This window comes from Mycobacterium sp. ML4 (assembly GCF_054515735.1).
The window spans coordinates 1-26431 of the sequence record NZ_JBTNSY010000015.1; the positions used below are offsets into that span (position 1 = coordinate 1).

At 65.8% G+C, this 26431-nt stretch carries 19 protein-coding genes and 1 pseudogene; 12 read left to right on the top strand and 8 right to left on the bottom strand.

All coding sequences use genetic code 11. The features are described 5' to 3' along the window. Nucleotides 1–846 precede the first annotated feature (846 nt). The 4 genes and pseudogenes from ACX9NE_RS17700 to ACX9NE_RS17715 form a co-directional block, all read left to right on the top strand. Nucleotides 847–1050: pseudogene (locus ACX9NE_RS17700) on the top strand (IS256 family transposase); the annotation flags it as partial. Nucleotides 1051–1229: 179 nt separating this feature from the next. Next, nucleotides 1230–1949, top strand: coding sequence for a maleylpyruvate isomerase family mycothiol-dependent enzyme (locus tag ACX9NE_RS17705; RefSeq protein WP_459363749.1), 720 nt, complete (start codon nucleotides 1230–1232; stop codon nucleotides 1947–1949). 1034 nt (nucleotides 1950–2983) lie between these two features. Further along, nucleotides 2984–5740, top strand: a complete 2757-nt coding sequence (locus ACX9NE_RS17710; RefSeq protein ID WP_459363748.1) for a PE family protein — start codon at nucleotides 2984–2986, stop codon at nucleotides 5738–5740. Between the two features lie 497 nt (nucleotides 5741–6237). Then, nucleotides 6238–6537: a hypothetical protein gene (locus tag ACX9NE_RS17715; RefSeq protein WP_459363747.1), complete on the top strand. Its 300-nt coding sequence runs from the start codon at nucleotides 6238–6240 to the stop codon at nucleotides 6535–6537. Here the strand turns inward: ACX9NE_RS17715 and ACX9NE_RS17720 are convergent. After that, the gene (locus tag ACX9NE_RS17720) at nucleotides 6530–7630 is read right to left on the bottom strand and encodes an NmrA family NAD(P)-binding protein (RefSeq protein WP_459363746.1); all 1101 of its coding nucleotides are present in this window, start codon (nucleotides 7628–7630) and stop codon (nucleotides 6530–6532) included. The genes ACX9NE_RS17715 and ACX9NE_RS17720 overlap by 8 nt on opposite strands. Nucleotides 7631–7718: 88 nt before the next feature. Here ACX9NE_RS17720 and ACX9NE_RS17725 point away from each other — a divergent pair, with 88 nt between their 5' ends. Then, the gene (locus tag ACX9NE_RS17725; RefSeq protein ID WP_459363745.1) at nucleotides 7719–8264 is read left to right on the top strand and encodes a TetR/AcrR family transcriptional regulator; all 546 of its coding nucleotides are present in this window, start codon (nucleotides 7719–7721) and stop codon (nucleotides 8262–8264) included. A 15-nt stretch (nucleotides 8265–8279) separates the two neighbouring features. Then, nucleotides 8280–9098, top strand: coding sequence for a class I SAM-dependent methyltransferase (locus ACX9NE_RS17730; protein WP_459363744.1), 819 nt, complete (start codon nucleotides 8280–8282; stop codon nucleotides 9096–9098). 2 nt (nucleotides 9099–9100) lie between these two features. Here ACX9NE_RS17730 and ACX9NE_RS17735 read toward each other — a convergent pair whose 3' ends face one another. Continuing rightward, nucleotides 9101–9559, bottom strand: a complete 459-nt coding sequence (locus ACX9NE_RS17735) for a GIY-YIG nuclease family protein (protein ID WP_459363743.1) — start codon at nucleotides 9557–9559, stop codon at nucleotides 9101–9103. Between the two features lie 236 nt (nucleotides 9560–9795). Between ACX9NE_RS17735 and ACX9NE_RS17740 the strand changes: the two genes are divergently transcribed. Then, nucleotides 9796–12537, top strand: a complete 2742-nt coding sequence (locus ACX9NE_RS17740) for a glycoside hydrolase family 2 protein (RefSeq protein WP_459363742.1) — start codon at nucleotides 9796–9798, stop codon at nucleotides 12535–12537. Nucleotides 12538–12658: 121 nt separating this feature from the next. Continuing rightward, nucleotides 12659–13159, top strand: a complete 501-nt coding sequence (locus tag ACX9NE_RS17745) for a MarR family winged helix-turn-helix transcriptional regulator (RefSeq protein ID WP_459363741.1) — start codon at nucleotides 12659–12661, stop codon at nucleotides 13157–13159. 76 nt (nucleotides 13160–13235) lie between these two features. Here the strand turns inward: ACX9NE_RS17745 and ACX9NE_RS17750 are convergent, their stop codons facing one another. Continuing rightward, the gene (locus ACX9NE_RS17750) at nucleotides 13236–13643 is read right to left on the bottom strand and encodes a cupin domain-containing protein (protein ID WP_459363740.1); all 408 of its coding nucleotides are present in this window, start codon (nucleotides 13641–13643) and stop codon (nucleotides 13236–13238) included. A gap of 361 nt (nucleotides 13644–14004) precedes the next feature. Next, nucleotides 14005–15171: an N-acetylmuramoyl-L-alanine amidase gene (locus ACX9NE_RS17755; RefSeq protein ID WP_459363739.1), complete on the bottom strand. Its 1167-nt coding sequence runs from the start codon at nucleotides 15169–15171 to the stop codon at nucleotides 14005–14007. A 435-nt stretch (nucleotides 15172–15606) separates the two neighbouring features. Here ACX9NE_RS17755 and ACX9NE_RS17760 point away from each other — a divergent pair, with 435 nt between their 5' ends. Beyond that, the gene (locus ACX9NE_RS17760) at nucleotides 15607–15954 is read left to right on the top strand and encodes a hypothetical protein (protein WP_459363738.1); all 348 of its coding nucleotides are present in this window, start codon (nucleotides 15607–15609) and stop codon (nucleotides 15952–15954) included. 1227 nt (nucleotides 15955–17181) lie between these two features. Here ACX9NE_RS17760 and ACX9NE_RS17765 read toward each other — a convergent pair. Together ACX9NE_RS17765 and ACX9NE_RS17770 are read right to left on the bottom strand one after the other, a co-directional pair. Then, nucleotides 17182–18111 carry a DUF389 domain-containing protein gene (locus tag ACX9NE_RS17765; RefSeq protein WP_459363737.1) on the bottom strand — a complete coding sequence of 310 codons (930 nt, stop codon included), beginning with the start codon at nucleotides 18109–18111 and terminating at the stop codon, nucleotides 17182–17184. A gap of 46 nt (nucleotides 18112–18157) precedes the next feature. After that, the gene (locus tag ACX9NE_RS17770) at nucleotides 18158–18646 is read right to left on the bottom strand and encodes a glutathione peroxidase (RefSeq protein ID WP_459363736.1); all 489 of its coding nucleotides are present in this window, start codon (nucleotides 18644–18646) and stop codon (nucleotides 18158–18160) included. Between the two features lie 570 nt (nucleotides 18647–19216). Between ACX9NE_RS17770 and ACX9NE_RS17775 the strand changes: the two genes are divergently transcribed. Both ACX9NE_RS17775 and ACX9NE_RS17780 read left to right on the top strand, forming a co-directional pair. Beyond that, nucleotides 19217–20173, top strand: coding sequence for an NAD(P)H-dependent flavin oxidoreductase (locus ACX9NE_RS17775; RefSeq protein WP_459363735.1), 957 nt, complete (start codon nucleotides 19217–19219; stop codon nucleotides 20171–20173). A gap of 110 nt (nucleotides 20174–20283) precedes the next feature. Then, complete coding sequence (locus tag ACX9NE_RS17780; protein ID WP_459363734.1) at nucleotides 20284–21135, top strand: TPM domain-containing protein; 852 nt, start codon at nucleotides 20284–20286, stop codon at nucleotides 21133–21135. A gap of 36 nt (nucleotides 21136–21171) precedes the next feature. Here ACX9NE_RS17780 and mddA read toward each other — a convergent pair whose 3' ends face one another. After that, complete coding sequence (mddA, locus tag ACX9NE_RS17785) at nucleotides 21172–21891, bottom strand: methanethiol S-methyltransferase (RefSeq protein WP_459363753.1); 720 nt, start codon at nucleotides 21889–21891, stop codon at nucleotides 21172–21174. Nucleotides 21892–22006: 115 nt separating this feature from the next. Further along, nucleotides 22007–23377 carry an FAD-binding oxidoreductase gene (locus tag ACX9NE_RS17790; protein ID WP_459363733.1) on the bottom strand — a complete coding sequence of 457 codons (1371 nt, stop codon included), beginning with the start codon at nucleotides 23375–23377 and terminating at the stop codon, nucleotides 22007–22009. A gap of 150 nt (nucleotides 23378–23527) precedes the next feature. Between ACX9NE_RS17790 and ACX9NE_RS17795 the strand changes: the two genes are divergently transcribed. Then, nucleotides 23528–26428, top strand: coding sequence for an ATP-binding protein (locus tag ACX9NE_RS17795; protein WP_459363732.1), 2901 nt, complete (start codon nucleotides 23528–23530; stop codon nucleotides 26426–26428). Nucleotides 26429–26431 lie beyond the last annotated feature (3 nt).

Genomic DNA, 26431 nt, shown 5'->3' on the forward strand with positions numbered 1-26431 from the left:
AATCGTGGTGCCGCTCCTCATCCCCGGCTCATGGCGAATCCCCGATTCGAGCTTCCGTTGCGCCAACGAACGGAACCGCCTCAATCGGGTCGACTGTGCTTTGCTCGGGTGGACATTCAGGCCTTGGTTTCGCGAGTGTTTTGGTCGCCGCCGGTGCCGCCGTCGCCGCCGTCGCAGCCGCTGATTGCCTTACCCATGGCTAAAATTGTTTCGGTTGATCCTCGACACTCCCCGGATGAGGGAGTTGCACGTCGCTGAACATTGGTATCAGGCGGTGTTGGCGGTGATTGCCGCGGTTGGGGTCATGGTGCTCGCAGCGATACTCGTGATCGACCATCGCGATCTATTCAGGATCCGCAGGTCGGTGGATCCCTGGCGGTCAAACCGCGGAAGAAGCGAGTTTTGGCGCGTCCTGCTCTATCGGTACCCAGGACGCATCCCGGTGCGCGTTAGTAACCCAGAACCATCGCCCGCTTGTACGTCACGAGACCGATGAGGACAGCCTTGGCGACGACGATCACGGTGCTAATTCGTACGGCGGTGCGTGGCGTCATGTGCGAGTTCCGTTCTGCGGCCGGGTTGGACCTTGCATGTCAAGTTTGACAGGAACACCTTTCCAGTGCGTACACCTGAGTGTTCCACCGAGATTTCGGCAGTCGACCTGAGCAACGATCAGAATCCGCGGACGCCGGGGAAGTAGTACCTTCCCGGATGATCGGTAAGCAGGTTGTGATCAATCCAGCGGAGCCAACGCTGGCGGCAAGGTAGTTCACGACGTCGGCGATGCCAACGCGAGTGGGGCGTGCGCCGCTGAGTCGGCCTTGGATGTAATTGTGCGCGCGGGCGCACGTCAGATGCGTGTCGACCGCTGCCGGCACATCGGCCTTGAGTGACCCACGGCGGGTCAACGACACACGTATTGATCTCAAAACTGTTGCACGGCAGTTGTTTTCCTCGGCGATACTGCCGGCGTGGGTGCGTCAGTCCCCGCAGATCAGTGAAGTGTTGCCGCTGCTGTACCTGCATGGGTCGTCGACCAGCGACCTCGGCGCCGGCGCTTGGTGTGCGGTAAACGTTCCCCACCTGGTGCGCCTGGTCCGCAACGGCGCCACCTTTCATCAAGGCATATTGCCGGAAACCCGGTCGTATCACCCCGCCCGAACCGGCCCGAACAAGCGTCGCTGAGGTCGAGGTCGCGTAATCGAAACCCGCGATACCATGGCCGCGGGATGACACCAGCTGATCACATCGCCGCGCTGCGCCGCGAGAGTAACCGTATCGCCAGTGCCGCCGAAGGTCGGCTCGACCGGATCGTGCCTAGTTGCCCCGGCTGGCGAATTGCCGATCTGGTGTGGCATGTGGGGATCGTCCAGATGTTCTGGCAGATGGTGGCGCGCGGTGCACTATCGGGTCCCGAGGCCTGGAGCGAACCCGACCGTCCCACCGACGGCGACCTGGTGGCATGGTTTCGCGGCGGTGTGGATGCGAGCGCCGCCACCCTGGAGGGCCTGAGCCCCGACACCCCAGCATGGACATGGGGACACCGACAGGATGTGGGCTTCATCAGGCGCAGGGTGGCCCAGGAAACCGCGGTGCACTGCTGGGATGCCGTCAACGCCATCGAAGCCAACGAGCCGATTGAACAGACCGTCGCCGTCGATGGGGTCGATGAGTTCCTCGACGAGGTACTGCCAGGTCTGTCGCCTGACCTTGACGGCCCAGCTCAAACCATCTGCATGCGCACCAGCGACACCACAGACCGATGGATTGTGCGAACCGGAGAAGGTTGCTCTGAGCTGATCCCAGCATCCGACCAGGGCGACGCAACGGTGACCGCGACCGCATCCGATCTCCTACTGCTCCTGTGGGGTCGCCGCTCACCCAACCAAGTACAGGTTGACGGCAACACGGCTGCGCTGCAACGCTTTTTAACCCGAGCCGACTTCTGACGCTTACCGCGGCCGGGCGTCATCTCGGACCTAAGCCAGCCACATGTTTGACAATTCCTCAGTCGACCTGACCCGTAGCTCTCAAGTCAGCCAGTGCGCGGACAGAATCCATCTCTGATCATCCCCATGCGGGCGAGAGTCGCGGGTGGCCTGCGCCGGGGTCAGACAGCCGCCGGGCCTTCCACCGGGAGGGTGGCATGCGCTCACCACCGACTCCTACGGTGCATCAAGGGCGGTGTCGCGGTCTTGACATTTCAGGACATGTTTTTGACCTTGCAGGACACGCCTCCGCACGCTGGGTCAGCCGGCAGCGCCCCGGCCGACCGCATGGACCACCGCGTGCTCGTGCTGAGCCTTCTCGCAGCGCGGGCTTGCTGGGAAGGAACCGACTCCGCGCCCGTTCCAGATATCAGGCGTTGAACGGCGGTCGGGTGGCCTCCCGCCCCCCGGCTACATGCTCAGCTGGGCTGGCGCGCGCAGCAGCATTGCCATGGCTACGGCGGGTCAGCGGGAGCTGAGACTGCACCCCCCTATTCGGCACGCATCGAGGTGTGAAACGGGCGCCGGGACTGCCATCACGCCGGCACCCACCGGGCGCAACCTCACCACGTAGCCAGCCAACTAGTCAGATCTGACTATCGCAATGCCCGGGAAGATGCCTAGTTGTGGTCATGACGGACCACCACCTCGCCCCATAGCGTCTAGGGATGAAGACCCGCATCCCGACAGAGGGGCGGGGCACGAGCCCCGCAATCCCAATCGGCGAGCCGCGCAGGGGCGTATCCCGGCCGGACGACTCGGGATACCGGGAAGCCGGGACCGCAGGAACCCTGAACCTTAGGAACACAGGGGATGACCACGACGCGCAACAAATTCTCCTGAACGGCCCAGTCGAAAACAGCTGTGGCAGAACGAGACAACCGATCGCCGGCCAGGGCTATACGGCGATCTAAAAAGCTCGCAGATCGACGGTGGTCTGGCGATCAAACCACTCGTCACGACCTCCTGGTCATGACTCGTAGGAAGGTGTCGAAATGTCTCTTGTCATCGCGCTACCGGAAGTGATAGGCACGGCGGCAACAGATTTGGCTGGAATCGGCTCCGCGCTTGATTCGGCGAACGCTGCTGCGGTGGCCCGCACAACGGGTCTGCTGGCCGCTGCCGGGGATGAGGTTTCGGTCGCCATCGCGAAACTGTTCGGGACGTTCGGCCAGGGCTATCAGAGCGCGAGCGCGCAGGCCGCGGCGTTTCATCAGCAGTTCGTGCAGGCGCTGAACGGGACTGCAGGCTCGTATGCGACGGCCGAATCCGCTGCGGCGCAGCCCCTGCAAAGCCTGGTTGACGTGGTCAACGCGCAATTCGTGGCACAGACCGGGCGCCCGCTGATCGGCAATGGCGCCAACGGCGCCCCGGGAACGGGCCAAAACGGTGGCGCCGGCGGATGGTTGATCGGCAACGGCGGAGCCGGCGGGTCGGGAACCTCCACCGCGGGCGCCGACGGCGGAAAAGGCGGTGCCGGCGGAGCCGCGGGACTGTTCGGTAGCGGCGGCGCCGGTGGGGCCGGCGGTACCGCCACAACGGCGGGCAAGGCCGGAGGCGCCGCCGGGGCGGGCGGCTACGCCATGCTGGTCGGCTCAGGTGGCGCCGGTGGCGTCGGAGGCTCCTCCACAGACGCCGGAGGCGCTGCCGGTGGGGCCGGCGGGCGCGGCGGCAACGCCGGTCTCCTCTTCGGGGCTGCGGGGACCGGCGGCGCGGGCGGATTCACCTTCGGCAACGCCACCGGCGGGGCAGGTGGAGCCGGTGGAACCGGTGGGCTGTTCACCGACGGCGGGATCGGTGGGGCCGGCGGGGCTGGCGCCTCTGGCGGTGCCGGTGGCACCGGCGGCGACGGGGGGACGTTCGGCGCCGGCGGCACGGGCGGGGCCGGCGGAACCGGCACCTCCACCACAGCCGGTACCACCGGGGGTGCCGGGGGTGCCGGCGGTGCCGGCGGGACATTCGGTGCCGGAGGCACCGGGGGCAGCGGCGGTTCGAGCCTGGGCAGCACCGGCGGGGCCGGCGGGGCGGGCGGCGACGCCGGCATGTTCGGCCTCGGTGACGGCGGCGCCGGTGGCGCCGGCGGGGAAGGACTCAACAACGGCCAGACCGCGGGCGGGGCGGGCGGAGCCGGCGGCAATGCCGGCCTGCTCACCGGCAACGGCGGGGCCGGTGGCGCCGGCGGCTTGGGCCGCACCACCGGCGGCGCGGGGGGTGCCGCCGGTAACGCGGGCCAGCTGCTCGGCAACGGCGGTACCGGCGGCAGCGGTGGAGCTGCGGTCACCACCGGCGGGACCGGCGGCGCCGGCGGCAAGTCCGCACTGTTGGGCAACGGCGGCAACGGGGGTAACGGCGGGGCCGGTGTGACCACCGGCGGCAATGGCGGGGCCGGCGGTAACGGTGTGCTGGTCGGCAACGGCGGTAACGCCGGCAGCGGCGGGACGGGCGGGGTGACCGCGGGCAAGGCCGGCATCGGCGGAATCAGCGGGCTGCTGTTGGGCGCCGACGGCTTCAACGCTCCCCTGAGCACCAACCCGGTGCACATCCTGCAACAAGATGCGCTCAGGATCGTCAATCAGCCCGTCCAGGCACTGACCGGGCGCCCGCTGATCGGAAACGGCGTTAACGGAACTCCGGGAACCGGAGCGGCCGGCGGGGACGGCGGCTGGCTGTTCGGCAATGGCGGCAACGGCGCGCACGGCGCGACCAACACAGCCGCCGGCGGGGCGGGCGGCGCGGGTGGGGCCGGCGGGGCCGGGGGCATCCTGTTCGGTAACGGTGGCACCGGCGGCGCCGGCGGCATCGCCAACGGAGCCGGCGGAATCGGCGGCTCCGGCGGCTCCGGCGGCTCAGCCCTGCTCAGTGGCGCCGGTGGCACCGGTGGTGACGGCGGGCAGGCCCTCAACGCCGGCAAAGGCGGAGCGGGTGGGCGCGGCGGCAACGCCGGCTTCCTCTCCGGCGCCGCCGGCACGGGCGGGCACGGCGCGGGACCCGGGGCCACCGGTGTGGGCGGGGCCGGCGGCACCGGCGGCCTGTTCGCCAACGGCGGAGCCGGCGGGGCCGGCGGGGCCGGAGCCGCAGGCGGGGCAGGTGGCAACGGGCTGGCCTTCGGTGACGGCGGCACCGGCGGTGCCGGCGGGACAGGTGGCAACGGCGGGGTCGGCGGGACAGGCGGGATCTTCGGCGCCGGCGGCACCGGGGGTGCTGGCGGCTCCGGGCTCAACAACGGCGGGGCCGGCGGCGCCGGGGGCAACGCCGGCGCACTGTCCTTCGGCACCGGCGGCGCCGGCGGCAGCGGTGGCGCCGGAACCCTGACCGGCGGTGTCGGGGGAGCGGGCGGCAACGCCAGCCTGCTGTTCGGCTCTGGCGGCGCGGGCGGCTCCGGCGGCCACGGCGGTGCCGGCGGCAGCGGCACCCAACAGGGCGGCGCCGGGGGCGCCGGGGGCAACGCCGGTCTGCTCGCCGGCTCGGGCGGCGCCGGCGGAGCCGGCGGATCCGGCGCCAACGCCACCGGCAATGGCACCGGCGGCGCGGGCGGCAACGGCGGCAAGGCCGGGGTCACCGGCAACGGCGGTGACGGCGGGGCCGGCGGATTCGGCGCCACCACCGCCGGCAAAGGCGGCAACGGCGGCAACGGCGTGCTCATCGGCGACGGCGGCAACGGCGGCAACGCAGGCAAAGCCGGTGGCACAGCCGGCACCGGCGGCACCGGCGGACTGCTGCTCGGTAACAGCGGAAACAACGGAAGGGCGTAGCCGAATACGGTTGCGCGTGAGGGTATTCGGTCGTAGGCAAGGCTGTTGCCGGCCGGGCGGCAGCGGTTGGACGTCTTCGGCGGTCTCGGGAGTCCACGGGAGCGGGCGCGTCGGCTTGCTTAGTGAATGGCTGCATGCCGGCGTGGACGAGGCACACGGACGTCTCTACCGTTAAGTCGATTCGTCAAACATGCCCGCGCGAGGAAGGGCGGCCTGGCTTCCGGCTGGCTCCGGACGACAAGGCAACACGGTTGTCTCGTCCATCCAGAAGATCAGTGCGGCAAGCGATCCGCCCGGGCATCGTGACTTGATTCACCGTGGTGCTGCGGACCAGACGAATAACGCGGGTGTCCATCTGCGCAGTGGTCAGCACTCGGTCGGCATTTTCTGCTCGTGGCCGCGGGGCAGCTGAACGTGAGATGGCCGAAGCGTGACGGTCCGGGCTGCCGACGTGCTTCGCCGTGCGCGTGCTGTCGGCGCGGGCTATGAAAGTAGGGGTGAGCAACCGCCATGTGAACCTGACCCAACAGGAGAACTCGCTGATCGGCGAGAGTCATCCCGACGCTGTGGAGCGCATGAATGAGAAGCAGCTCAAGGATCTGCAGAGCCGGCTCCGGACCGCGCGGGAGAAGAACTTCAGCCTGCTGCGTCGGCAGGGGGCGGCCCGGGTGGAGGCCGAAGGCGCGCGTGGCGCCGCGCGGCCGGCCAACGAGCGACGTGGTGACAAGGTGGCGGTATTCGACGACGCGCTGGCCCGCGTGAATCAACGTCTCGAATTTCTGCGCCACATCAACTGATCTGGCGTGCCGGCGCCGAAGGCTGCTGCATCATGCGGTGGTGCTCGTCACGCCACCGGGCGTCCTCGATTCCCAAACTCGGGTTCGGCGGTACCGGCATGTCCCACTGGCGGTCCAACCGAGACAGGTTGTAGCCCGGCAAGAAAGGCGTCGCAAGGAACTTCAACAATGCCTTGAGCCTGTTGGCCGCGGTTTGTCGTGCGAACGGCAGGGCGGCGTAACGGCGCGCGGTGGTTTCGAAGCTCTCGGCCGGTATGCCAGTCAAGTCCTCCAGGACATCGGTCACACCCCCGTCGAATTCAAACACACCGGCTTTCATGTCACCTTCGAGGTAACGCAGAAAAGCCGTGACGGAGAGCGGATCGACACCTTGCCGCCGGGCCACTTTGGTGAACAACGCGTAGGGGAGCGGGACAGGGATCACCGAGTGTCCGACGACCTTGGCCACCACGGTGGCCATCTGTGTGGCGGACAACAGTTGCGGCCCACTTGGCCGGTAGGTCTTGCCGGCATGTCGGTCCGGGTCGGCCAGCACCGCAACGACGGCGCGCGCGATGTCCTCGTTGGAGACCGGGGCCGCCCTACCGTCGCCGCTCAGCACCGGATAGATGCCAAGCAGCGCGGCGAAGTCGATCGTCCGCAGGAAGTTGTCGGCGAACATGCCGGGGTTGACGATGGTGTGCGCGATCCCCGGCAGGCCGGCGAACAGATGGTCCATCAACCAGGTCTGCCGTGTCAGGTTGACCGGGTGGCTGCGGTGCGAAGTCCATTGACTCATCTGCACGATCGCCTCAAGCCCGGCTTCCCGGGCGCTGAGTGCGAACGCGACAGCACTTTGCAGCGCGTGGGGGTGGAAGGGCGCCAGGTAGTAGGCGCGGCTGCTTCCGCGTAGCGCGTCGAGAAGTTGGTCCGGATCGAAAAGGTCGGCGACCACCACCTCGGCGCCGGCCCGCCGCAACGCCTCGGCACGCCCGTCGTGCGTCCGCACCAGGGCGCGGACCGGAAATCCCATGGGTAGCAACTGGTTTACCACAGCGCCGCCTGTTTTGCCCGTCGCGCCGGTTACTGCAATCGTCGGCTTGGCCATCGTCATCAACTTCCGTTTAGATTATTACTGTCATCCACAAAGATGATATGTATAATCCAAAATGTCAAGCCGGTTCTCACAGGGAGCGGAAGCCATGCGGATGTCACAGGCGGAGAAGGACAAGACTCACGCGCGCATCGTGACCGGCGCATCACGCCTGTTGCGCGAGCGCGGGGTCGACGGGGCGAGCGTCAGCGATATCATGAAGGAAGCGGGCCTGACCCACGGCGGTTTCTACAAACACTTCGACAGCAAAGACGCATTGGTGGAAAGCGCGCTCGACGCCGCTTTCGCCACCTTCGCCGCATTACTGGACGGCGATCAACCGGACGCGGCACCCGCCTTCCGCGAGTTGTACCTGTCGGGCAAGCACATTCGAAATCCCGGGCGCGGATGCCCGGTCGCCACACTCGGTCAGGACGTCGCGCGCAGTTCCAAACAACTGAAGAGGGCCTTCGGCCGCGGTGTCGCTCAGATTGTCGACGCGCTCGCCAAGGACATGAACGGCACCGCAGAAGCCCGGCGTGTCGCCGCCTTCCAGCAGTTCAGCATGCTCGTCGGCGCCGTGGTCATCGCCCGAGCCAGCGATCCGCAGACCGCCGACGAAGTCCTGTCCGCGGTATCGGCCGCCGTCAGCTGAGCAGAGGAAACGCCCATGAACAAGCCAATCCAAGACCAGTACGCCACCGGTCTGTCCCGACACAACATCGAACAAGCCCTGCGCGCTGCCGGCAAAGACCTCGCGCGTCTTTCCCCGCCCGATCTGGGAATGCTCGAGGACTTCCACACCATGGGCCGCATCGCCACCGCCAAGCTGGTCGACTTTCTCCCAATCACCAGCAACACCACAGTGCTTGACGCCGGAAGTGGAATAGGCGGCACAGCCCGATATGTCGCTGACCGTTTCGGCTGCACGGTGACCGCGGTGGACCTCACCGGCGACTACTGCGACGCCAGCCGGTGGCTCAACCAGCTACTCGGCCTCGACGACCGCATATCGGTGCATGAGGGCGACGTCACCGATCTCCCTTTCGCCGACCACAGTTTTGACGTCGTGATCAGCCAACACGTGCAAATGAACATCGCCGATAAGTCGCGGCTGTATGCAGAAGCCCACCGCGTGCTCGCGCCCGGCGGCCGGTTGGCCCTCTGGGATATTGCCGCGGGCGAACCCTGCGCGCTCGACTACCCACTACCGTGGGCGGATCAACCCGACCGCAGCCACCTCTGGGCCGCCGACGAGTTGCGCGCCGCTGTGCAGTCCGCGGGGTTCGGAATCGAGCACTGGAACGACCTCAGCGACCAGGCTGCACCGTTCATGCAGACCCTGCTGGCCCAACCACAGAACGTGTTGGGCTTACACACGTTCGTCCCTGACTTCGGACGCAAGGCGGCAAACTTGACCGCCGCCCTGGCCGACGGGCGCCTTCGCGCTGTCCAGGGCATCGCGACGGCTCACCCGAACGAGGAGTAGCGCTACCAACCACGCTCGCAGTCGGCCGCCATCACCGCTCTTGCCTGTTTCACCACAGATTTCCACTCGTGCTGTGCGTGCTGAATGTTCAGCGGCGGTTGCAACCGAGCAAGCACCACCTTCTCGACGTCGCCCAGCGGGATCACCACCGCCGGCATCTCCCAGTAGCTCGCCGTCAGGTTCTCACGCATCCAGGTGCTCAGTAGCGCGTCCTGGTCCGCCGACAGTCCGAAGTTGGCAGACTTTTGCGGATTCGCGTGACTGCGGTATCGGCCCCGGAAGCCGTGAGAGGTCCGCAGCATGGCCGAGACGGACCGTCGAAACGTAGACGACCCGGTGATGCTGTTGACGCCTCCGGTGGCAAAACCGAAGTGGGTGCCGACGTCTCGGCTGGATAGTGACCGCTCTGCCTTGCCTATGTAGAGCGGTCGGTCATCGGGTGGGCCGCCAAGTGTCAGCACGCGCCACACCTCGGCAGAGCCATAAACCGCATATAAGCCCGGACGGTGCGGCCATGAGCTGACCGATTGCGCTGTGATCGCTGATTTTCCCAGAACGAGGTGTCGAACAGCCTCAGCACCGAGGTCGTCAGCGGTCGTCACGAAAGTCGACTCTAGCCAGCGCCCGGCACTGTTGGCATCGGCGGGAGACCGACGGCATGATGGGCCGAACGCCGGATTCGAGGAGGCGAGGTCGCATGCTGAAGGTCGCCGCCAAGGTCTTCATCGTATTGGCGCTGTCCTCGCTGTCGTTGTGTGCCGCCGCGCACTCGCCGACTCATGCTCTGTCCGCTGCGCCGGAGCGCTTTGAGCTGTCGAAGAATTGGACCCTGTCTCCTGCGACGAAAATCTCGAACGGCGACGCACTGTCTCGCCTCGGCTATGACGCCGCCGCATGGTACAAAGTCGCCCGCATGCCGGCCACCGTCTTGGAGATATTGCGGGAAAACGGTGTCTACCCAAACCTTTATGTAGGGAAGAACCTTCGTGACCACGTGCCGCAGGATCTCTATCGACAGGATTGGTGGTACCGCACCGAGTTCAGCGCTCCTGCGGGCCGGACAACCTACGTTTTGGCTTTTCCCGGCATCAATTACCGCGGCGAAGTCTGGTTGAACGGGCACTTGGTGGCCGACCGCACGCAAGTCGCCGGCATGTACGTGAGCCACGAGTTCGACGTCACGCCATTGATTCGGCCCGGGCAGTCAAACGTTCTGGCGGTCAAGGTAACGCCCGAGCGTGCGCTTCAAGACGTGGACGGCGTCGAGTTGGCCGACAGCTGGAACGACTGGATCAATTGGGATTACCTGGGCCTTCCGTCGCCTAATGGCGATCCGGACCAGCGCGGAACGTCTTTCGTTGCCGACCGCAATGCCGGCATCTGGAAGCCGGTGTATCTGAAATCGTTGGGAACTGTGGGAATCGGTGCCGCGGCCGTGGAATCAGAGCTTCCGCTGCCGCGCACCGACAGCGCGCGGCTGACGATCCGTGCCGGCGTGCACAACTACTCCACCCAACGCGCACGTGGTCTTCTCCGTGCCACGATCACCCGCCCAGACAAGTCCACAGTCCACGTCGAGCAGGTGGCCACCCTTGCGCCCGGCGAACATCGCCAAATCACGCTGACACCAGATGAATTCGCGCAGTTGAACGTTCAGCGGCCGGAGCTCTGGTGGCCGTACACCATGGGCCGGCCAACTCTGCATGACCTTCGGTTGGAATTCCGGGTCGACAATCGGCCGAGCGATGCCAAGGAACTCCGATTCGGCATCCGTACCGTCACCCAGCATCGCGATGAGGGTTTCTCCGGCGACGGCGGAGACTTCTATCTCCAAGTCAACGGCAAGAACTTTCCGATCCGCGGCGCGGCCTACACCCCCGATCTGCTCTATCGATACGACCCGGACCGGGAGACTGCAATTCTGCGGTATGCAAAGGATCTGGGCCTGAACATGTTACGGCTCGAAGGCAAGCTCGCCAGCGAACACCTCGTCGAGGCAGCGGACGAGCTTGGCATTCCGCTCATGGCAGGCTGGATGTGCTGCAACCAGTGGGAGAAATGGGAGCAGTGGGACCACGAAGATGAGCGGGTGGCCGAGGCGAGTCTGCGCTCACAGATTCAACTGCTCCGATCCCACGCATCGGCCTTCGTCTGGGCAAATGGCAGTGACGGCTTGCCCCCGCCGAACATCCGCGCGCGATACCGGTCAATTCTCGCTGAGTTGCATTGGCAGAACGCCACAGTCGATACCGCCTCCCCCCAGACGCGGGACGGCGACGGCTCAGGGCAGTGGGACGGAATTGACATGACGGGACCATATACCTGGCGACCGCCCACGTACTGGTTCAGCCGCCGATACGGTGCCACCTGGGGCGCATCCGCCGAACAGGGCAGCAATGAACAGATCCCGCCGTTCGCCAGCCTGACAAGATTCATCCCCCCGGACAAGCTGTGGCCGATCAACGACACGTGGTATTTCCACGCCGGCGGGCAGCCGAAGAACGCCGCCCTGCTCAGTGCTCAGCGATCGATCAACCTGCGCTACGGCCCGTCCGACAGTGCCGAGATATTCGCCGCGAATGCGCAATTGGCGCAGTACGAGTCTGCCCGTGCGCAGTTCGAGGCCTTCGCCGCCACTGGATGGGACCGCCACAAGATGACCATCTACTGGATGCTGAACAGTCCCTGGCCGTCATTCTTCGGCCAGCTCTTCGACTACTACCTGCGTCCAGGCGGCGCATACTTCGGAGCCAAGAAGGGGCTGCGGCCGCTTTCCGTCGTCTTCGACTCATACGCCGGTGGCGGGGGCAGTCCGGGGCGCATCAGTGTCGTCAATCAGACACAACAGGACGAGCGCGATCTCTTGGTTCGTGTTCGCATCTACGACCTGCAGGGAACGCTGCAGGCCGATCGAACCTCCAACCGCACCAACGTTTCCGCAGGCAGTGCTGCGGAAGCCATGACGATACCCCGCGGGCTCACCGACTCGCCCGTCTTCTTCGTCCGGGCTCAATTAACTCGCGATACCGGCGAGGTCGTCGGCGACAACGTCTACTGGCAGTCCCAACAACCCGATGACGTGGGGGACCCGGATAACGACCGCGCGTTCGACTCGATGCAGGCCAGCTGGGCGGATATGACCGCGCTGAACTCCATGCCGCACGTGCCGCTGGACGTCACGGCGCACCCGGCCGACGGGAGCGTCGTCATCCGGCTACACAACCCCACGCACAACGTCGCGTTCTTCGAACGTGCCGAGATCCTGTTCTCGCACGACGGCGACGAAATCCTGCCCATCGAGTACGACGACAACTACGTGACGGTGTTTCCGGGAGAGACCATCGAGATCCGGGGAGCCACCGGAAAGCAGGGTTCGTCGGCGCACTGGGTACGAGTAACCGGACACAACACGTCACCGATCACCGTTCCGATCGGGTAGCCTTCGGAAACCTCTCGCAAGCGAACTCCCGCGTCAGCTCGACCGGCGGCCTGGCTGCTGACGGCGGCGGAATCAGCTGTGCCCCCGCTTGCACGTGAGCCCGACGGGTATCCTGCGGAACGTGTCGCGTGTCGACGAACTGATCAGCCTGTCTGCCAAAGACAGTGCCGCATGGGGCGGGCTCCTGCGCACCCACAAGAACATCATGACTGTCATGGGTCAACAGCTCGAAGACAAATACGGCCTTGCGTTGAACAGCTATGACGTGCTGCGCCATCTCGCCTTGGCTGATGGGAAGCGCCTGAGGATGCGTGAGTTGGCAGAGCGGGTGATGATCACGCGCTCCGGCCTGAGCGGTGTCGTCGACCGCCTCGAAGCCGAAGGATTGGTTGAGCGGCAACGCGTCAGCATCGATGGCCGGGGATGGTTCGCAGAGATAACTCCTGAAGGATGGAAGGTGCTGCGCCGCGCGAATGTCATAGTCACCGCCATTATCAAACGCGAGTTTCTCGACCGCTTGTCCGAAGAGGACCTTGCCGCGCTACGAAGCATCTGGCGGAAGCTCGGGACCGCCCAACCATCCGCCGAGACACCGACAGACCTTCATTCGGCTGGCGGTTGACAAGCACTTGCCTGAGCGCTTCCTACGGATGGCAGGGCCGACGGCATCGAGGCGTCTTCGCTCGAGCGCGAGTCGTCTATCGGTTGGTGCTGAACGCGAGGCCACGATCACCTGGGCCGACTCCGCCCTTCGGTTGGGACCAGTCCTTGTCGGCCTGAACACACCAATAGTTGTTGTAGAACAGACGCATCACCTCGTCGCTGGGCGGCGGGAAGTCCTTGGGCGGCAACTCCCGGCGCTCGGCTGGCAGTGCGGACCCCTTAACCACCTGTTCGAATCCTGCAGGGGTATAGGCGTTGAGCACATGGCAATCGCTCAGGGAGGCGAAGGCGTGCACGGTATTGCGGGGTATCCACAGAGAATCACCCGGCCCCGCGGTGAAACGTTCCTCGCCGACGGTGAAGTCGATCCTTCCTTCGAACACGTAGAACCACTCGTCGATGAAGGCGTGAACATGCGGAATGGGGCCCGACCCTTCGCGCATGTATTGCTCGATGAGTGAGAAGCTACCGCCGGTGTCTTCGCCGTCGACCAGGACCTACCACACAATGTCAATGAGCCAGTAGGCAGGCGCATTCGCGCGGTTTTTCGCAAAGGGCGCGCTGATCTCAGGAATCATTCGGGTAGCCACCTAACCTACTCGCGTCGTAAGGCCGCCTGATGGAATTGCGCTCTGTCGACCACGCACAAGTAGTTCGGCCACGAACTAGTATGCCGGACTCGGGCTGGGTTCGCGAGTGTTCGTTGGTTGCTTGTCGCTCCGCAAGCCGGCACTAACGGATCAAACCGACAGCCCACCAGCCGCTACTGCCATAGAACTTGAAGTTTCTCTTTAGGCGCGCCGCTCAAACTCGGTTGCGCGCCGGCGAGAACCGTTCGAGCTGCGTCGGCGGCCCCTCGGCTGACGGTGGCGCCACAAGTGCTGCGATGCCGTCGATCACGCTGGTGACCGTCCGACTCCGGCGGTCCAGGTTTAGGGTGCCGTGCTGGAAATTCTGGGCAGTCCACTCGGGCTCCTGGATCTCGGCGCTGGTCGGCAGTCCGAGCGCACTGTGCTCATAGCCGAGGGCGCCCCACGCAGAGTAGAGCGAGCCGGTGACGGGCTGGGCTCCACTTGCGGGGGACCAGTACATCGCTCCCTTGTCGAAGATGACGTACCGCGTGCTGCCCGCGCCCTGCGATTCCGGGGATGTGGGTGCGCCCAGTGCGCTGTTCATGCCGCCCAACGCCTGCCACCGGGCATAGATCGCGGTTCCCTCCAACGATTGCGCCAGATCCGAGGGACTGGGGCGTCTCGTGAACTGTGCTGCGACATCGCGGATCTGGCTCATCATGACGTATCCGATCTTGCCCGGGCAATCGGTGTCGCTGACGTCGCGGTGGGCAAAGATGGTCGGCAGGTTCACGGCGGCGCCGCGGGGCACGCGGGTGTATGGCCCCCCGTCCGAGTTCAACGAGGTGCGACCCTTCGGGTCGATGCCATCCATGGCCAGCCGCCACCCGAGCAAGCGCCCGACGGTGCGCACCTGAACCGGCGTCGGCCCCGTCGTGTCGAACTCGCCAATCATGCACACCGCCCAGGTATTGCGATTGAAGCCGCCGACGTGGGTGCCCTGAACCGGTCTGGTCATCCCGCCGTACCGGCCCTCGAATACTTGACCGTACTTGTCGACCAGGGCGTTGTAGGCGATGTCCGGCCAGCCCAGATTCCGGGTGTGATAGGCGTAGATCGACCGCACGACTGCGGCCGAGTCCTGCGGCGCGTAGTCGTTGACGGTGGCGGTATGGTGTACGACACCGGCCTGGATTCCGCTGTCGTACACCGGTGCCCGGCTGCGAAGCGACTCGTCGGCGCCCCACTGCTCACGGCCGATGATCTTGGGCGGCTGACCGGGTGCTTCGACCGCCGCAACCAGGACCGGATCCGCTGCTGCGCTCGGAGGCCCGATCAGCGCGGGTGCCGCGGTGCCCAAGCCCAGTACGACCGGCGCCGCCGCAATGTATTTGAACACATCACGGCGCGACACCGCCGGTGTCGCTGAGCACCGGCACCAATTTGGCACGGCAACAAGGTAACTCGTGTCGGCGTTATTCGTGACGCGACCCGCCGACGGCGGAAGTCGTTTGAGCGCAGCGGATTCGCTGTGCTGCCGGCACTGTGTGAGCTGTAAAGCAGTGTCAGGGGCCTGAGGTCATATTTAGGCGAACAGGTTTCGCTACAGGACCCTTTTGGTTGCGCTCAATTGCCTACCGGCCGCAGGGGAAGTCCCTAGAAAAATGGGAGGTTCGAATCTATTCGTTTTGTGCTATAGCAAATCTATGAGGTAACGGCCGCACTCTCAGAGAGGACACCAAATCATGACCGTTCCGGGACGCATTGTCTCTGTCGCCGCGCTTGTCGGGTGGTTGGCTGTCGCGAGGTTGGTATCGCGTCGGCCGATCCAACGATGAGCGGCCACTACGTCTCGACTGTCACCTCGGCATCCGGCGAGACCACCGCGAGCGACTGGTACTTCACTCCGTGCGGTGGGGGATGCGCGTCGGTATCCAACGCCCCGGGCGAATCAAGCTTCGGGGAGGCTCGGATCTTCGACGGACAATGGACACTGGCATGGCATTCTGACGCATTCTGTCCGTCGGGTACTCGGGTGCCCGGGGCTTACTCCACCTATGCCACGTGGGACCCGAACACCCTTGCAGGCAAGAACGAGTCCGGTATCAGTAGGCCGGTATGCGGCTCCGATAAAGGGTTGCCGCGCGTGACCCAGCAGATGCAACTCACCCAGGTCGGATAACTATTCGGCTGAGGCGGAGGTCGATAGCGAGGACACCAGAAATCGCAAGAATGCCCCGCTACTTGTTCCCAAGACACCGCTGACATGCGGACCTACCGGAACGGAGAACACGAAATGCGGCGAATCGCGGTATCCGCCGTATCGATATACGCCACGTGCGCGAGGTCGGGCGACGGCGCCGGCTCGCTGTCCGCCGGCCCGTCGGTGAGCTGACGGCTAGATTTCGGCGTCGCCATGCCAAGCCGTGTACTTGCCTCCGGCGGCGGTGCAGTCGCTTCCGATCTGCGGCCCTCTGACCCAGTTGAACAGGCCGCCTGGATATAGCTCGGCCTTCATATCTGACGTAAGCCACACCAAGGAAGTGCTCGGCGTTACGCCTCCGCGCCAGGGCTCCGTCCGTGGGCGCCAGTCGGGACCTTCGCCGTGGGCGCAAGCGAAGAAACCCGCCTGTTTGCCGTCCGATCCCAGCACGGCAGTGGGTTCGGACGACTTCTTGCCTGGGCAGGGCGCGGGCGTTCACGCAGGATCCTGCAGGCTCTTGGTGAAGCGTCGTACACTCCGGCGTAATAGCGGAACAGCGAATTGGTCGCATACGTCGGACCCCCGGGCAGTGAATTGTTTTGCGGCAGTCCACGGCGGCCAGCGCACTCTTGGGGTTCATCGCTTGCAGGAGTCGCTGCTGTAGCCGGCCGGGAGAATCCTTAGCAAGTCGGCCGCGGGATCTGGCGCCGGCATGCGGCGCGGCGCCGAATGCGGCGACCACGACAATCGCAAAGCAGATAGTGGGCGACGTATGGAGCTCATGGTGAACTCGCGACAGTTTCGCGACACGGACTTTATCCCCTGACGCCTGCGCCGTAATGCCCGACGCCAGCGACGATGCGGGCCCCATTTTCTGAGTCTCAGCCACTTTTCCGTGAGGAGCCAACGATGTTTCCGAAGCTGTCGTCCGATCAGCGCTCGCAGTAGTTCTTCTCTGTCCGATCGCCGTTGCCGTAGCCGGCCCGGCGGCGGCCGAGCCGCAGACGACGCCCCGCGTCAGCACCGGGGAAGGTGCCGACCCGACGGACGTGATTGCGGCGTCGGCCGCACCGACAACCAGCTGCGACTGCCAAAAGCAGGCTTGTATGTCGCGAGTGTGCAGGTAGGCATCTAAGGGGAGGGGTATGTGCCGCCCGACGGGGTCGCGCACTGTGTAGCAGGCCTTCTGGCAGAGCCCGCAAATCTTCAGTGACGCTTGGCTCGATGCCGTGAGCTGGTTCGTAGATGCACCCACAGCACAAATACTCCGGCCAGGACGATCCCGGTCAGGTTCACCCCGAGTTGCATCGCGGACTGCTCGGCGACGCGCCAGTCGCCCACCGTGGCGGCGACCACCGCGAACCCGGCGGCCGGGACCGTAGTCACTGAGATGAAGACACCAACCAGCGCAGCGGATTTCGCGGAGACCAGTGAGAGCATGCCGGCCGCGCCGGCGAACAGCGCGACGACGAACGACAGCGGGCCGACCTGGAAGATGAAGTCGACCTGATTGAGCTGTCCGATCGTTCCCAGCTTGACCCATCCGACCGCCTCACCGCCCAACACGGCGACCGCCGTGACAAACATGGCCACGGGGAAGCCGACCAGCAACGCAAGTGCCGCCCGCCGAGCGAGGTAACCGCGGCGGCGGACGATCGCGACCGCAAGCGCGGCGAGCGGGCCGAACTCGGGACCCACCACCATCGCGCCGACGACCGTGACGGGCGAGTCCGTCACGACGCCGACGGCAGCGATCAGGCAGGCCAGTGCCAGGAACGTCAGGAATGTGGCATTAAGGGTCGACTCTTCCCGGGTTCTCTCGGCCAGTTCGTCCCAGATCACGGCGTCGGCTGGATCGCCGTCGGCCTCCTTCTCGGCGCGATATGCGGCGGTGGACACCACGGTGTCGACGACGTCGAGTGTGATCGCGCCCTGTCGTTTGATCCCGAGCGACTTGAGTTCGTCGATGACGTCGTTGGCGCACTCGCGCGCGATGTCGGCGGTGATCTCGTCACCCCGCGGATCCAGGGCTGCGTCGCGGTGGACGACGATATGAGTCACCCCCACCTCGCGGCGAAGGACTTCGATCACCGAATCACTCGACTCGGTCGGCGCGATCACCCGCAAATGGAGCATTCACCGCACATTAGCGGGTAACCGGAGCGGGTAGACGGCTTGCCGGCTATCGGGGCAGCACGGCCTCGATCGCGCTGATCACCTCGGGCGCGTCGGGCTCCGTCCGGGGCCGGAACCGATTGACCACCTCACCGTCGGGTGCCAGCAGGAACTTCTCGAAGTTCCACTGAATGTCGCCCGCCTGACCGTCGGCGTCGGCGGCCTTGGTCAGCTCGGCGTAAAGGGGATGGCGGTGGTCGCCGTTGACATCGGTCTTAGCCAGCAAAGGGAACGTCACCCCGTAGGTCGTCGAGCAGAACGCCTGAATTTCTTCGGCGGTGCCCGGTTCCTGGCCCATGAACTGATTGCACGGGACGCCGACGACCGTCAGGCCGCGGTCGCCGTAGTCCTGGGCAAGCTTCTCCAATGCCGCGTACTGCGGGGTGAGCCCACATTTGGAGGCGACGTTCACGACCAGCGTTGCACCGCTGGACAATTCAGCCAGCGTTGCCGGTCTCCCGGCCAGAGTGGTCAGGGCGAGGTCTTTGAGGGTCACGTCGTCGACGCTAGCACCACGGGCCCTGTCCGATTCGTGGACGTGTCGCACTGCTCTTCGGAATCGCAGGATTCGCCGCAGCGTCGCTGGAGAGTAGCCCTACACCGTGACGCATTGTCGCGGCAGATTCCCTGTGGAGTAACCGATTTGGGCGGCACTCGATGTCCTGGTCGAAGTCATCAAGCCAGTTCGGCCATATGAGCTCGTGCCGCATTTCACCGTGCTCGACCCGGGCCGTCGCCGCTGTTACCCGCGACGGCACAAAAAGCACGGGCGCGCGGCGTCCCGGTATGCGCTGTGCCCTACGCGGCGCGGAAGCTCCCCGCGAGCGGTTGAAAATCAAGGTGATACAAGCGATGTCGATGAGCGGCGGCACACAGCGAGTCGCCGAAGGTTTCGCAGCGATGGGCGGCGTCGTGCGGGACGGCGACATAATCGAGCGACAATCGACGGGCGTTCGGTCCTGACGGCTGAATCGCCGCTGACCAGTGCGCGCCACCATGTCAGCTCGGCAACGGGCATACCATCCGGCACCGACTCGAAGCATCGGCCTCGGTAGCCTGGTAGGTGATGCCTTCCGCCTTTGACCTGCGCCACCTGGACGTGCCGATCGTGCAGGCGGGCATGGGCACGGTCGCGGGTCACGAGCTCGCGGCAGCCGTATCGGAGGCCGGTGCTCTCGGAACGATCGCCGGCGCGCGCGCACCGATCGCAGCCGAGGTGGCAGCTGCGCGCCGGCTCACCGGACGCCCCATCGCGGTCAAACTCTTGCTGCCTTTCGTGCGTCGGGGCGATGTGCAGGCGGCCGCTGCGGCCGATGTGATCGTGACATTCTGGGGCGTTCCTCGCCGGCTTGCCGCAACCACCTGGTTTCACCAATGCGGGTCGGTCGACGAGGCGAAAGCGGCGGCTGCAGCAGGTGCCGATGGTGTCATCGCTCAGGGGGTTGAGGCCGGCGGCCATGTCCGCGGGACGACCCCGGCGCTGGAGTTGCTCGATCAGGTGCGCAGAGCGGTAGACATACCCGTGCTCGTGGCAGGCGGAATCGTGGACGACCGCGGCGTGCGAGAGGCGCTGGAAGCCGGTGCGGCCGCGGCCGTCGTCGGCACCCGCTTCCTGCTCAGCCAGGAATGCCGCGCGCACCCGGAGTACAAGAAGCGCTGCCTTGAGGGCAGTGAGACGGTGCTGACCGAGTTGTTCGGACTGGGCTGGCCCGATGCGCCGCACCGGGTGATCCCCAATGTCGCCACCCGCCGTTGGTTGGGCACCGACGCACGGGTGCCGCGCTGGATTCGCCTTGGTAACCGGATGATGTCGCCCCTAGCCAACCTGATGCCGGTCGCGGCACAGGGTCGTGCGGTCAAAGCTCAACTGCCGCCGTGGCTGCCGTTCGCGATTGCCCAACCGCCCACCGACGACGGACCGGCAACGCTGGTCGACTGGCGTCCGCTGTATGCGGGTGCGAATGTCGGCCGCATCAGCGATATCAGGCCGGCGGCAGAGCTCGTCCGGTTGCTCACCCCGTAGGGCGATCAGAAACGTTGTGCTGCAGGCATTGCCGAAGAAGATCGGCGGTCGCTACGCCCGGACGAGGTGCCAGGGCTGAATCCCGGGTTGCGGCGCGTTAGATTACCCGCATGCGTATCGCCCGACTGTTCGGTGTAGTGCTGATGACCCTCATCACGGGGTTGCTGCTGGCGACGCCCGCCGGTGCGCAACCACCGTCCAAACTCACCGACCACATCACCGACACCACCGGGGCATTGACCGGACCCGATCGGGCGACGGTCAGCGCGGCGATCGACCGGCTGTACCGCGACCGGCACCTGCAACTGTGGGTGGTCTACGTCGACAACTTCAACAAGTTCAAACCCGACAACTGGGCCAATCAGACCCGCGTCGCCAGCGGGATGGGCGACCAGGACGTTTTGCTGGCCGTGGCCACGAACACGAAGTTGTACGCGTTCAGCGTTGCGCCGCAAGCATTGTCAGCAGACGAGCTGAGCACTCTGCGGACCAAGCAGATTGAGCCGGCCGTGACGGCCAAGGACTGGAGCCGGGCGGCGGTCGCGGCGGCTGATGGACTCGACACGCCGAGTCCGGCCAAGCGCAACTGGCTGCCGATCGCGGTCGGCGCGGCCGTGGCCGTGCTTGTCGTCGTGCTCATCGTCGTGCTCTACCGCAGACGCCGCCGGCGTGCCGGCCACGAGCAGTTGGGCGTCGACTGGCGTTCATCGGGGCAGGCGCTTGCCACCGCGGACGCCAGACTGCGCCAGATCACCGACTACGTGGCCAGGCACCGCGCGAGCATCGGCACCGAGGCGCAAACCCGACTCGAAGAGGCGAAACGGCACCTCGCGGCCGCACAGCGCCGGCAATCAAGCAACGAGCAGGACGCCGTCGCGCACGCGAACAGGGCATCGACGCTGGCTGCTGAGGCGCAAACTCGGGCGAACGCCGACGTGCAGGCGGCGCACCGTAAACGGTGACTTTCCGGTAGGACTGTCGTCGCCCCGACTTGATTCTCAGCGCCACGGCCGCGGAAGCAACATCGGCACCTGCCGGCGGTAGCGACCGTACCGCTCGCCCAGATCCGCCATCAGATCGCGCTCTTCGAACCGCAGCGCAATCAGGATGTAGACGGTATTGGCCACCGCGAACAGCAGGTGTCCTGCCGTCATCGTCGGGGTGGACCAGAAGGCGATCAGGAACCCGAGCATCAACGGATGGCGAACCAGCCGATAGAGCAACACCACCCGGAAACTGGCCTGCGCCTGGGGCTTTGCCTGCAGGTTCCGCAGCACCTGGCGAAGCCCGAAGAGCTCGAAATGGTCGATCATGAACGTCGAGGCGAGCGCGACCGCCCAGCCGACACCGCCGAGCACGGTCAGCGCCACCCGCGCCGGCGCGTAATTGACCTGCCAGATGGTGAGGTCGATGGAGCGCCACTGCCAGTACATCAGCACGAATGTCGCGCTGGAAAAAAGCATGTACGTACTTCGTTCGATGGGCTCGGGAACGTAGCGGGTCCACCACCGTTTGAACCCCGGTCGGGCCATGACGCTGTGTTGCAGCGCGAACAGCAGCACCAGGCCGACGTCGACGATGACGGCCTCGGTTGCAGGCGCGTGGATACCGCGGTCAATGCTGCGCGGAACCACGACATTCACCACGAATCCGACCAGGTACAAGAACACCCCGAGAAAGACGAGGTAGTTGAAAGCGGCGTAGGGCACAGCTGCCATGCGAAGCCACTTCGGGCCGGTCTGCGCCGCGGTACCGCCAGTGTGCCGAACCGGACACCCGGTCATGGCGATGTCACCAACGGTGTTCTGGGTTTTCGATGCTTCGGTCATGTGCTCAGCTCGCTGGTTGGATGTTCTGGTTGATGTGGAAGACGTTGGCAGGGTCGTATTCCGCCTTGACTTCGGTGAGCCGGCGGTAGTTCGGCCCATAGGTGGCGCGGACGCGCTCCTGGCCTTCGTCCATCATGAAGTTGATGTAGGCGCCGCCCGCCGAATACGGATGGGTGGCCTCCCAGTAATCGGCGGTGAATTTCTTCAGCGTGGCTGCTTGCCCCGGATCGGGATCCACACCGATGATCACCTGCGAGAAGTTGACATCCCGGTAGGCCCAGGCGGTTTCGGTCTGACCGATCCGGTGGACAGCGCCGTCGATCGGGTAGAGGTGCATGGCGGAGTGCATGGTGGGCAGCTGTTCGGCGAACCGGGCGTGGGCTTGCACAGCCGCGTCGTCGACCGTCCGGAAGAAGTCACCGCGCCAATACCACTGCAGCCCTTTGGGATACAGCCCGTCGAAAGTGGATTGCAGAGCGGGATAGGGAGCCTCGCCGAGGCCCTCGAAGGCGGGCCGCATCTGCCGCACCGGCGCGAACGCTTCATCGGCCCGAGCGGGATCACCCGTGTAGCACCAGACGACCGAACAGGCTTTCTGCATATGGAAATCGGGCGGGAACGGGTCACCCGGGGGAACCGTCATCGTCGCGAAGAATCCGTAGAGGTCATCATCCTGGGCGGGAATGAAATTCCGGAACCAGCCGAGGATGTCGGCGGTCGCCGACGCCGGCCAGGCTGTCGGGCCGCAGATCACGCTCTGCACCGGGTGCAGCCGGAACGTGAAAGACGTGACCACACCGAAATTGCCGCCGCCTCCGCGCAACGCCCAGAACAGATCGGGGTGCTCCGATTCAGACGCGGTCACCAGGCGGCCGCCGGCAAGTACCACTTCGGCTTCCAGCAGGTTGTCGATCGTCAACCCGTACTTGCGCGACAGATAACCGTGGCCGCCGCCGAGGGTCAGGCCGCCCACTCCGGTGCTGGCGATCACGCCTGACGGCGTCGCCAGCCCGAACGCATGAGTCGCTGCGTCCACCTGACCCCAGGTCGCACCGCCTCCCACGCGAACGGTGCGCCGGTCGGCGTCCACGTCGATCGTGTTCAGCGGCGACAGGTCGATCACGATGCCGTCGTCGACGGTGCCGAAACCGGGTCCGTTGTGGCCGCCGCCGCGCACCGCGACCACGAGGCCGGATCCGCGCGCGAAGTCGAGGGCGGACGCGACGTCGCCGGCGGATCCGCATCGGGCGATCACGGCGGGCCGCTTGTCGACCATGGCGTTGTAGACGGCCCGGGCCCGGTCGTATTCGGGATCGGACGGCAGGATCACCCGTCCGTTCAGCACGTGCGGGCTGAGAGCATCGGCAGCGGTCATCTGGTCATCTCCCCGTCGTAATGTCGTTGCTGCGACGCTATGTGCCGCAGTCGCGCTCGTCATGACCACAACAGGGCATTTTTCGAAACCCGGACCTATGGTCAATTCTGACTATCGACCAGATGACGCCGGTGCCGATACGTTATGCAGATGGCGCAGTGGGTGCCGCCACCGCTTCCGGCCGAACTCGTGGGACGTCGGCGCGGATCGTTCGTCGGCCGCACCGCGGAATTGGCCGTGTTCGAACAGGCTTGGGAGCGCGTCGGCAACGGCAGTCGTCAGGTGGTCTTCATCGGCGGCGAACCGGGCGCAGGCAAGTCACGCCTGGTCGCCGAGGTCGCCGGAAGGTTGGCTGAGCACGGCGTCGCCGTCCTGGTGGGCAACTCGACCGCCGAGGCGGGCGTGCCCTACGAACCGTTCGCGGACGCGCTGGAGCGGCTGCTGTCGGCAGGTCCGGCCGGTTGCCTCACAGAATTGCTGGCGGAGGCCGGGCCGCAACTCACCCGGTTGTCCGCGCAGGTGCACCGGCACCTTGCCGACACCGATACCGCAGCCGAAGCAGGCAATGCCCGCCGGGTGCTCTTCGATGCGCTGACGGGGTTCTTCAAAAGGCTGGCGGCCGATCGGCCGATCGCGTTGATCCTTGAAGACCTGCACTGGGCACAGCTTCCGACGCTCGCGATGCTCGAACACGTATTGGCCGGGTGCGCCGACATCCGCATGCTGGTGGTGGCGACGTTCCGGACGACCGCGCCCGACCGTTCCGATGAACTCGTCAGCCGCATGGCTGAGATGCACCGGTTTGACGGTGTCCGTCGCCTTGATCTGGCGGGGCTCGACACCGAGGCGATCGCGGAGTTCGTTCGCCGGACCCAGCAGGTGTCCGATTCGGCGTCGCGCACCACGGCGGCCCTGCTTCGCGACAAGACCGGCGGCAACCCGTTTTTCCTGACCGAGCTGTGCAACGACCTCGAGAGCCGCGGCGGGATCGCCGCATTGAGTTCCCGACAGTCCGTTCCGGCCTCGATCGGGGACGCCATCGCGCGCCGGCTGGCCGGGTTGGGGACGGTGGTCCGCGGGATCGTCGAGCAGGCCGCGGTGCTGGGTGAAACATTCGACCTCCCGGCGCTCATCGCCAGCAGCGAAACCGATGTGGCTGCGACCCTGGCGGCTGTCGACTCGGCAGAAGGCGTGGGGTTGATCCGGGCCGTGCCGGCCTCGGACGGCGAATTCTCGTTCGTGCACGCGCTGACCCGTGAGGCCGTGATCGACAGGATGGCGGCCTCGCGGCTGCGGATCATGCACGCACGCGCCGCCGAAGCCCTCGAGGGACGCGCGGACCCGTCAGTCATTCCGCGCCTGGCCAATCATTACCTGTTTGCCCACGTGCTCGGATACCACGAGCAGGCGTTGCGATACGCCAAAGAGGCGGCCCGAATGGCCGAACGCAGCCTTGCCTACGAGGACGCGGCGAAATGGTACGAGCGGGCGGCCTCGCTTCCCGAGCTCCAGCTGGGAGATCGCGCGAGGATGAACCTGCGTGCTGCAGCCAACCACGTCCGCGGCGGTGATTTCGCGCGGGCCCGCGGGATGTACGAAACCATCAGCGCAATAGACGATCCGCTGATCCGTCTGGCGGCTGCAGTCGGGTACGAAGACGCGAATTGGCGTCCCGGCCTTGCTGATTCGAAGGCAGCAGATTTGCTGGCAGCCGCCCTGGAATCGTGCGGCCTGACCGCGGAGGATCCGCGCTACGTACGAGCCCTGGGCAGTTTCGGGCGGGCGCTGGCACTGGGCGGCGAGACCATGCGCGCCCGCGGCATCAGCGAGCTGGCGATCGACCATGCGCGGAAGATCAACGATCCCGCGGTGGTGGTGCATGCGCTGGAGACCAGCCTCTGGCACGGCCTCACTCCGGACATGTGCGAAAGTCAGCTGGAACGCTCGACCGAACTCTGCCGAATCGCGCTGCGCCGCCGGGATTACGAGGTGCTCGGTTCGGCCTCGCACTTCCGCGCCCTGGCCAGCTATCAGGCCGGCCGGCCAGATGACCTCGCCGCCTCGATCGCCGACATGCAACGTGCGGCACATTCCGCCGGCCAACCCTTCTTCAACTTCGTCGGCGCCTGTGCGCAGGGCGGAACGGCTTACCTGCGCGGTGATTTCGAGGCCGCCGAACGCTGGGCAGAGATCGCGTTGCGCACCGGCGGTTTGCTCGGTTCGGATACAACCGAGGGGTCCTACGGGGTGCAGATGTTCATGATCCGTCGCGAAACCGGCGATTTGAAGCGGTTCCGGGGTTTCGTCGACGGCAGCGAGACCTTCGCCGGCCGCTGGGTGCCGGGATTGCTTGCCCTGTATACCGAAGTTGAATGCGAGGCCGGTATGGCCCGCGCGCTCAACCAGCTGCTGAGCCGGAACCTTTCCGAACGCACCGAAGCGGCGTCGTGGCCGATGGAACTGACCTTCATGGTCGAGGCCGCACTGGCGCTGGGTGACCGTGAGGCGATCCATACGTTGAGGCATTACCTGGCCCGCTATCAAGGCAAGAACATCATGTCGGGGCAGTTCGTCGCGGTCTTCGGCAGTGCCGACCGATACCTCGGCCGCATCGCCGCCCTCAACGGTGAAACCGATTCAGCGGAGCGGTATTTCACGTCCGCCCTGGAAATGGATCGGCGGATGGGATCGGTGGTGCACGTCGCGGAGACGCTCGCCCACCAGGCCTTGTTCGTCGGTGCCCGCGGTCGCGTCGATGAGGCCAGGCGCCTGGCCGAAGAGGCCCGGTCCATCGCAGCGCCGATCGGCCAGACTCGCGTCCTCGATGTGGTTGCTTCGATGACGACGAGCGGGCCCGACGGCCTGACGGACCGAGAGATCGAGGTATTGCGGCTGCTGGCCGAGGGACTGAGCAACCGGGCCATCGGCGAACGCCTCTACATCAGCACCAACACGGCGGCAAATCACGTCCGCAGCATCTTGACGAAGACCGGCGCCGCGAACCGTACCCAGGCGGCGATGTATGCCGCCGAGCACGAGTTGCTGACCTGACGA

Excerpts from the sequence above, each read along its gene's own strand:
- ACX9NE_RS17730 (WP_459363744.1), top strand. The coding sequence starts at position 8,280 with ATGAACAAGCCAATCCAAGACCAGTACGCCACCGGTCTGTCCCGACAC.
- ACX9NE_RS17720 (WP_459363746.1), bottom strand. The coding sequence starts at position 7,630 with ATGACGATGGCCAAGCCGACGATTGCAGTAACCGGCGCGACGGGCAAA.
- ACX9NE_RS17750 (WP_459363740.1), bottom strand. The coding sequence starts at position 13,643 with ATGCGCGAAGGGTCGGGCCCCATTCCGCATGTTCACGCCTTCATCGAC.
- ACX9NE_RS17760 (WP_459363738.1), top strand. The coding sequence starts at position 15,607 with ATGAGCGGCCACTACGTCTCGACTGTCACCTCGGCATCCGGCGAGACC.
- ACX9NE_RS17790 (WP_459363733.1), bottom strand. The coding sequence starts at position 23,377 with ATGACCGCTGCCGATGCTCTCAGCCCGCACGTGCTGAACGGACGGGTG.
- mddA (WP_459363753.1), bottom strand. The coding sequence starts at position 21,891 with ATGGCAGCTGTGCCCTACGCCGCTTTCAACTACCTCGTCTTTCTCGGG.
- ACX9NE_RS17740 (WP_459363742.1), top strand. The coding sequence starts at position 9,796 with ATGCTGAAGGTCGCCGCCAAGGTCTTCATCGTATTGGCGCTGTCCTCG.
- ACX9NE_RS17725 (WP_459363745.1), top strand. The coding sequence starts at position 7,719 with ATGCGGATGTCACAGGCGGAGAAGGACAAGACTCACGCGCGCATCGTG.
- ACX9NE_RS17765 (WP_459363737.1), bottom strand. The coding sequence starts at position 18,111 with ATGCTCCATTTGCGGGTGATCGCGCCGACCGAGTCGAGTGATTCGGTG.
- ACX9NE_RS17710 (WP_459363748.1), top strand. The coding sequence starts at position 2,984 with ATGTCTCTTGTCATCGCGCTACCGGAAGTGATAGGCACGGCGGCAACA.
- ACX9NE_RS17705 (WP_459363749.1), top strand. The coding sequence starts at position 1,230 with ATGACACCAGCTGATCACATCGCCGCGCTGCGCCGCGAGAGTAACCGT.
- ACX9NE_RS17795 (WP_459363732.1), top strand. The coding sequence starts at position 23,528 with ATGGCGCAGTGGGTGCCGCCACCGCTTCCGGCCGAACTCGTGGGACGT.
- ACX9NE_RS17775 (WP_459363735.1), top strand. The coding sequence starts at position 19,217 with ATGCCTTCCGCCTTTGACCTGCGCCACCTGGACGTGCCGATCGTGCAG.
- ACX9NE_RS17780 (WP_459363734.1), top strand. The coding sequence starts at position 20,284 with ATGCGTATCGCCCGACTGTTCGGTGTAGTGCTGATGACCCTCATCACG.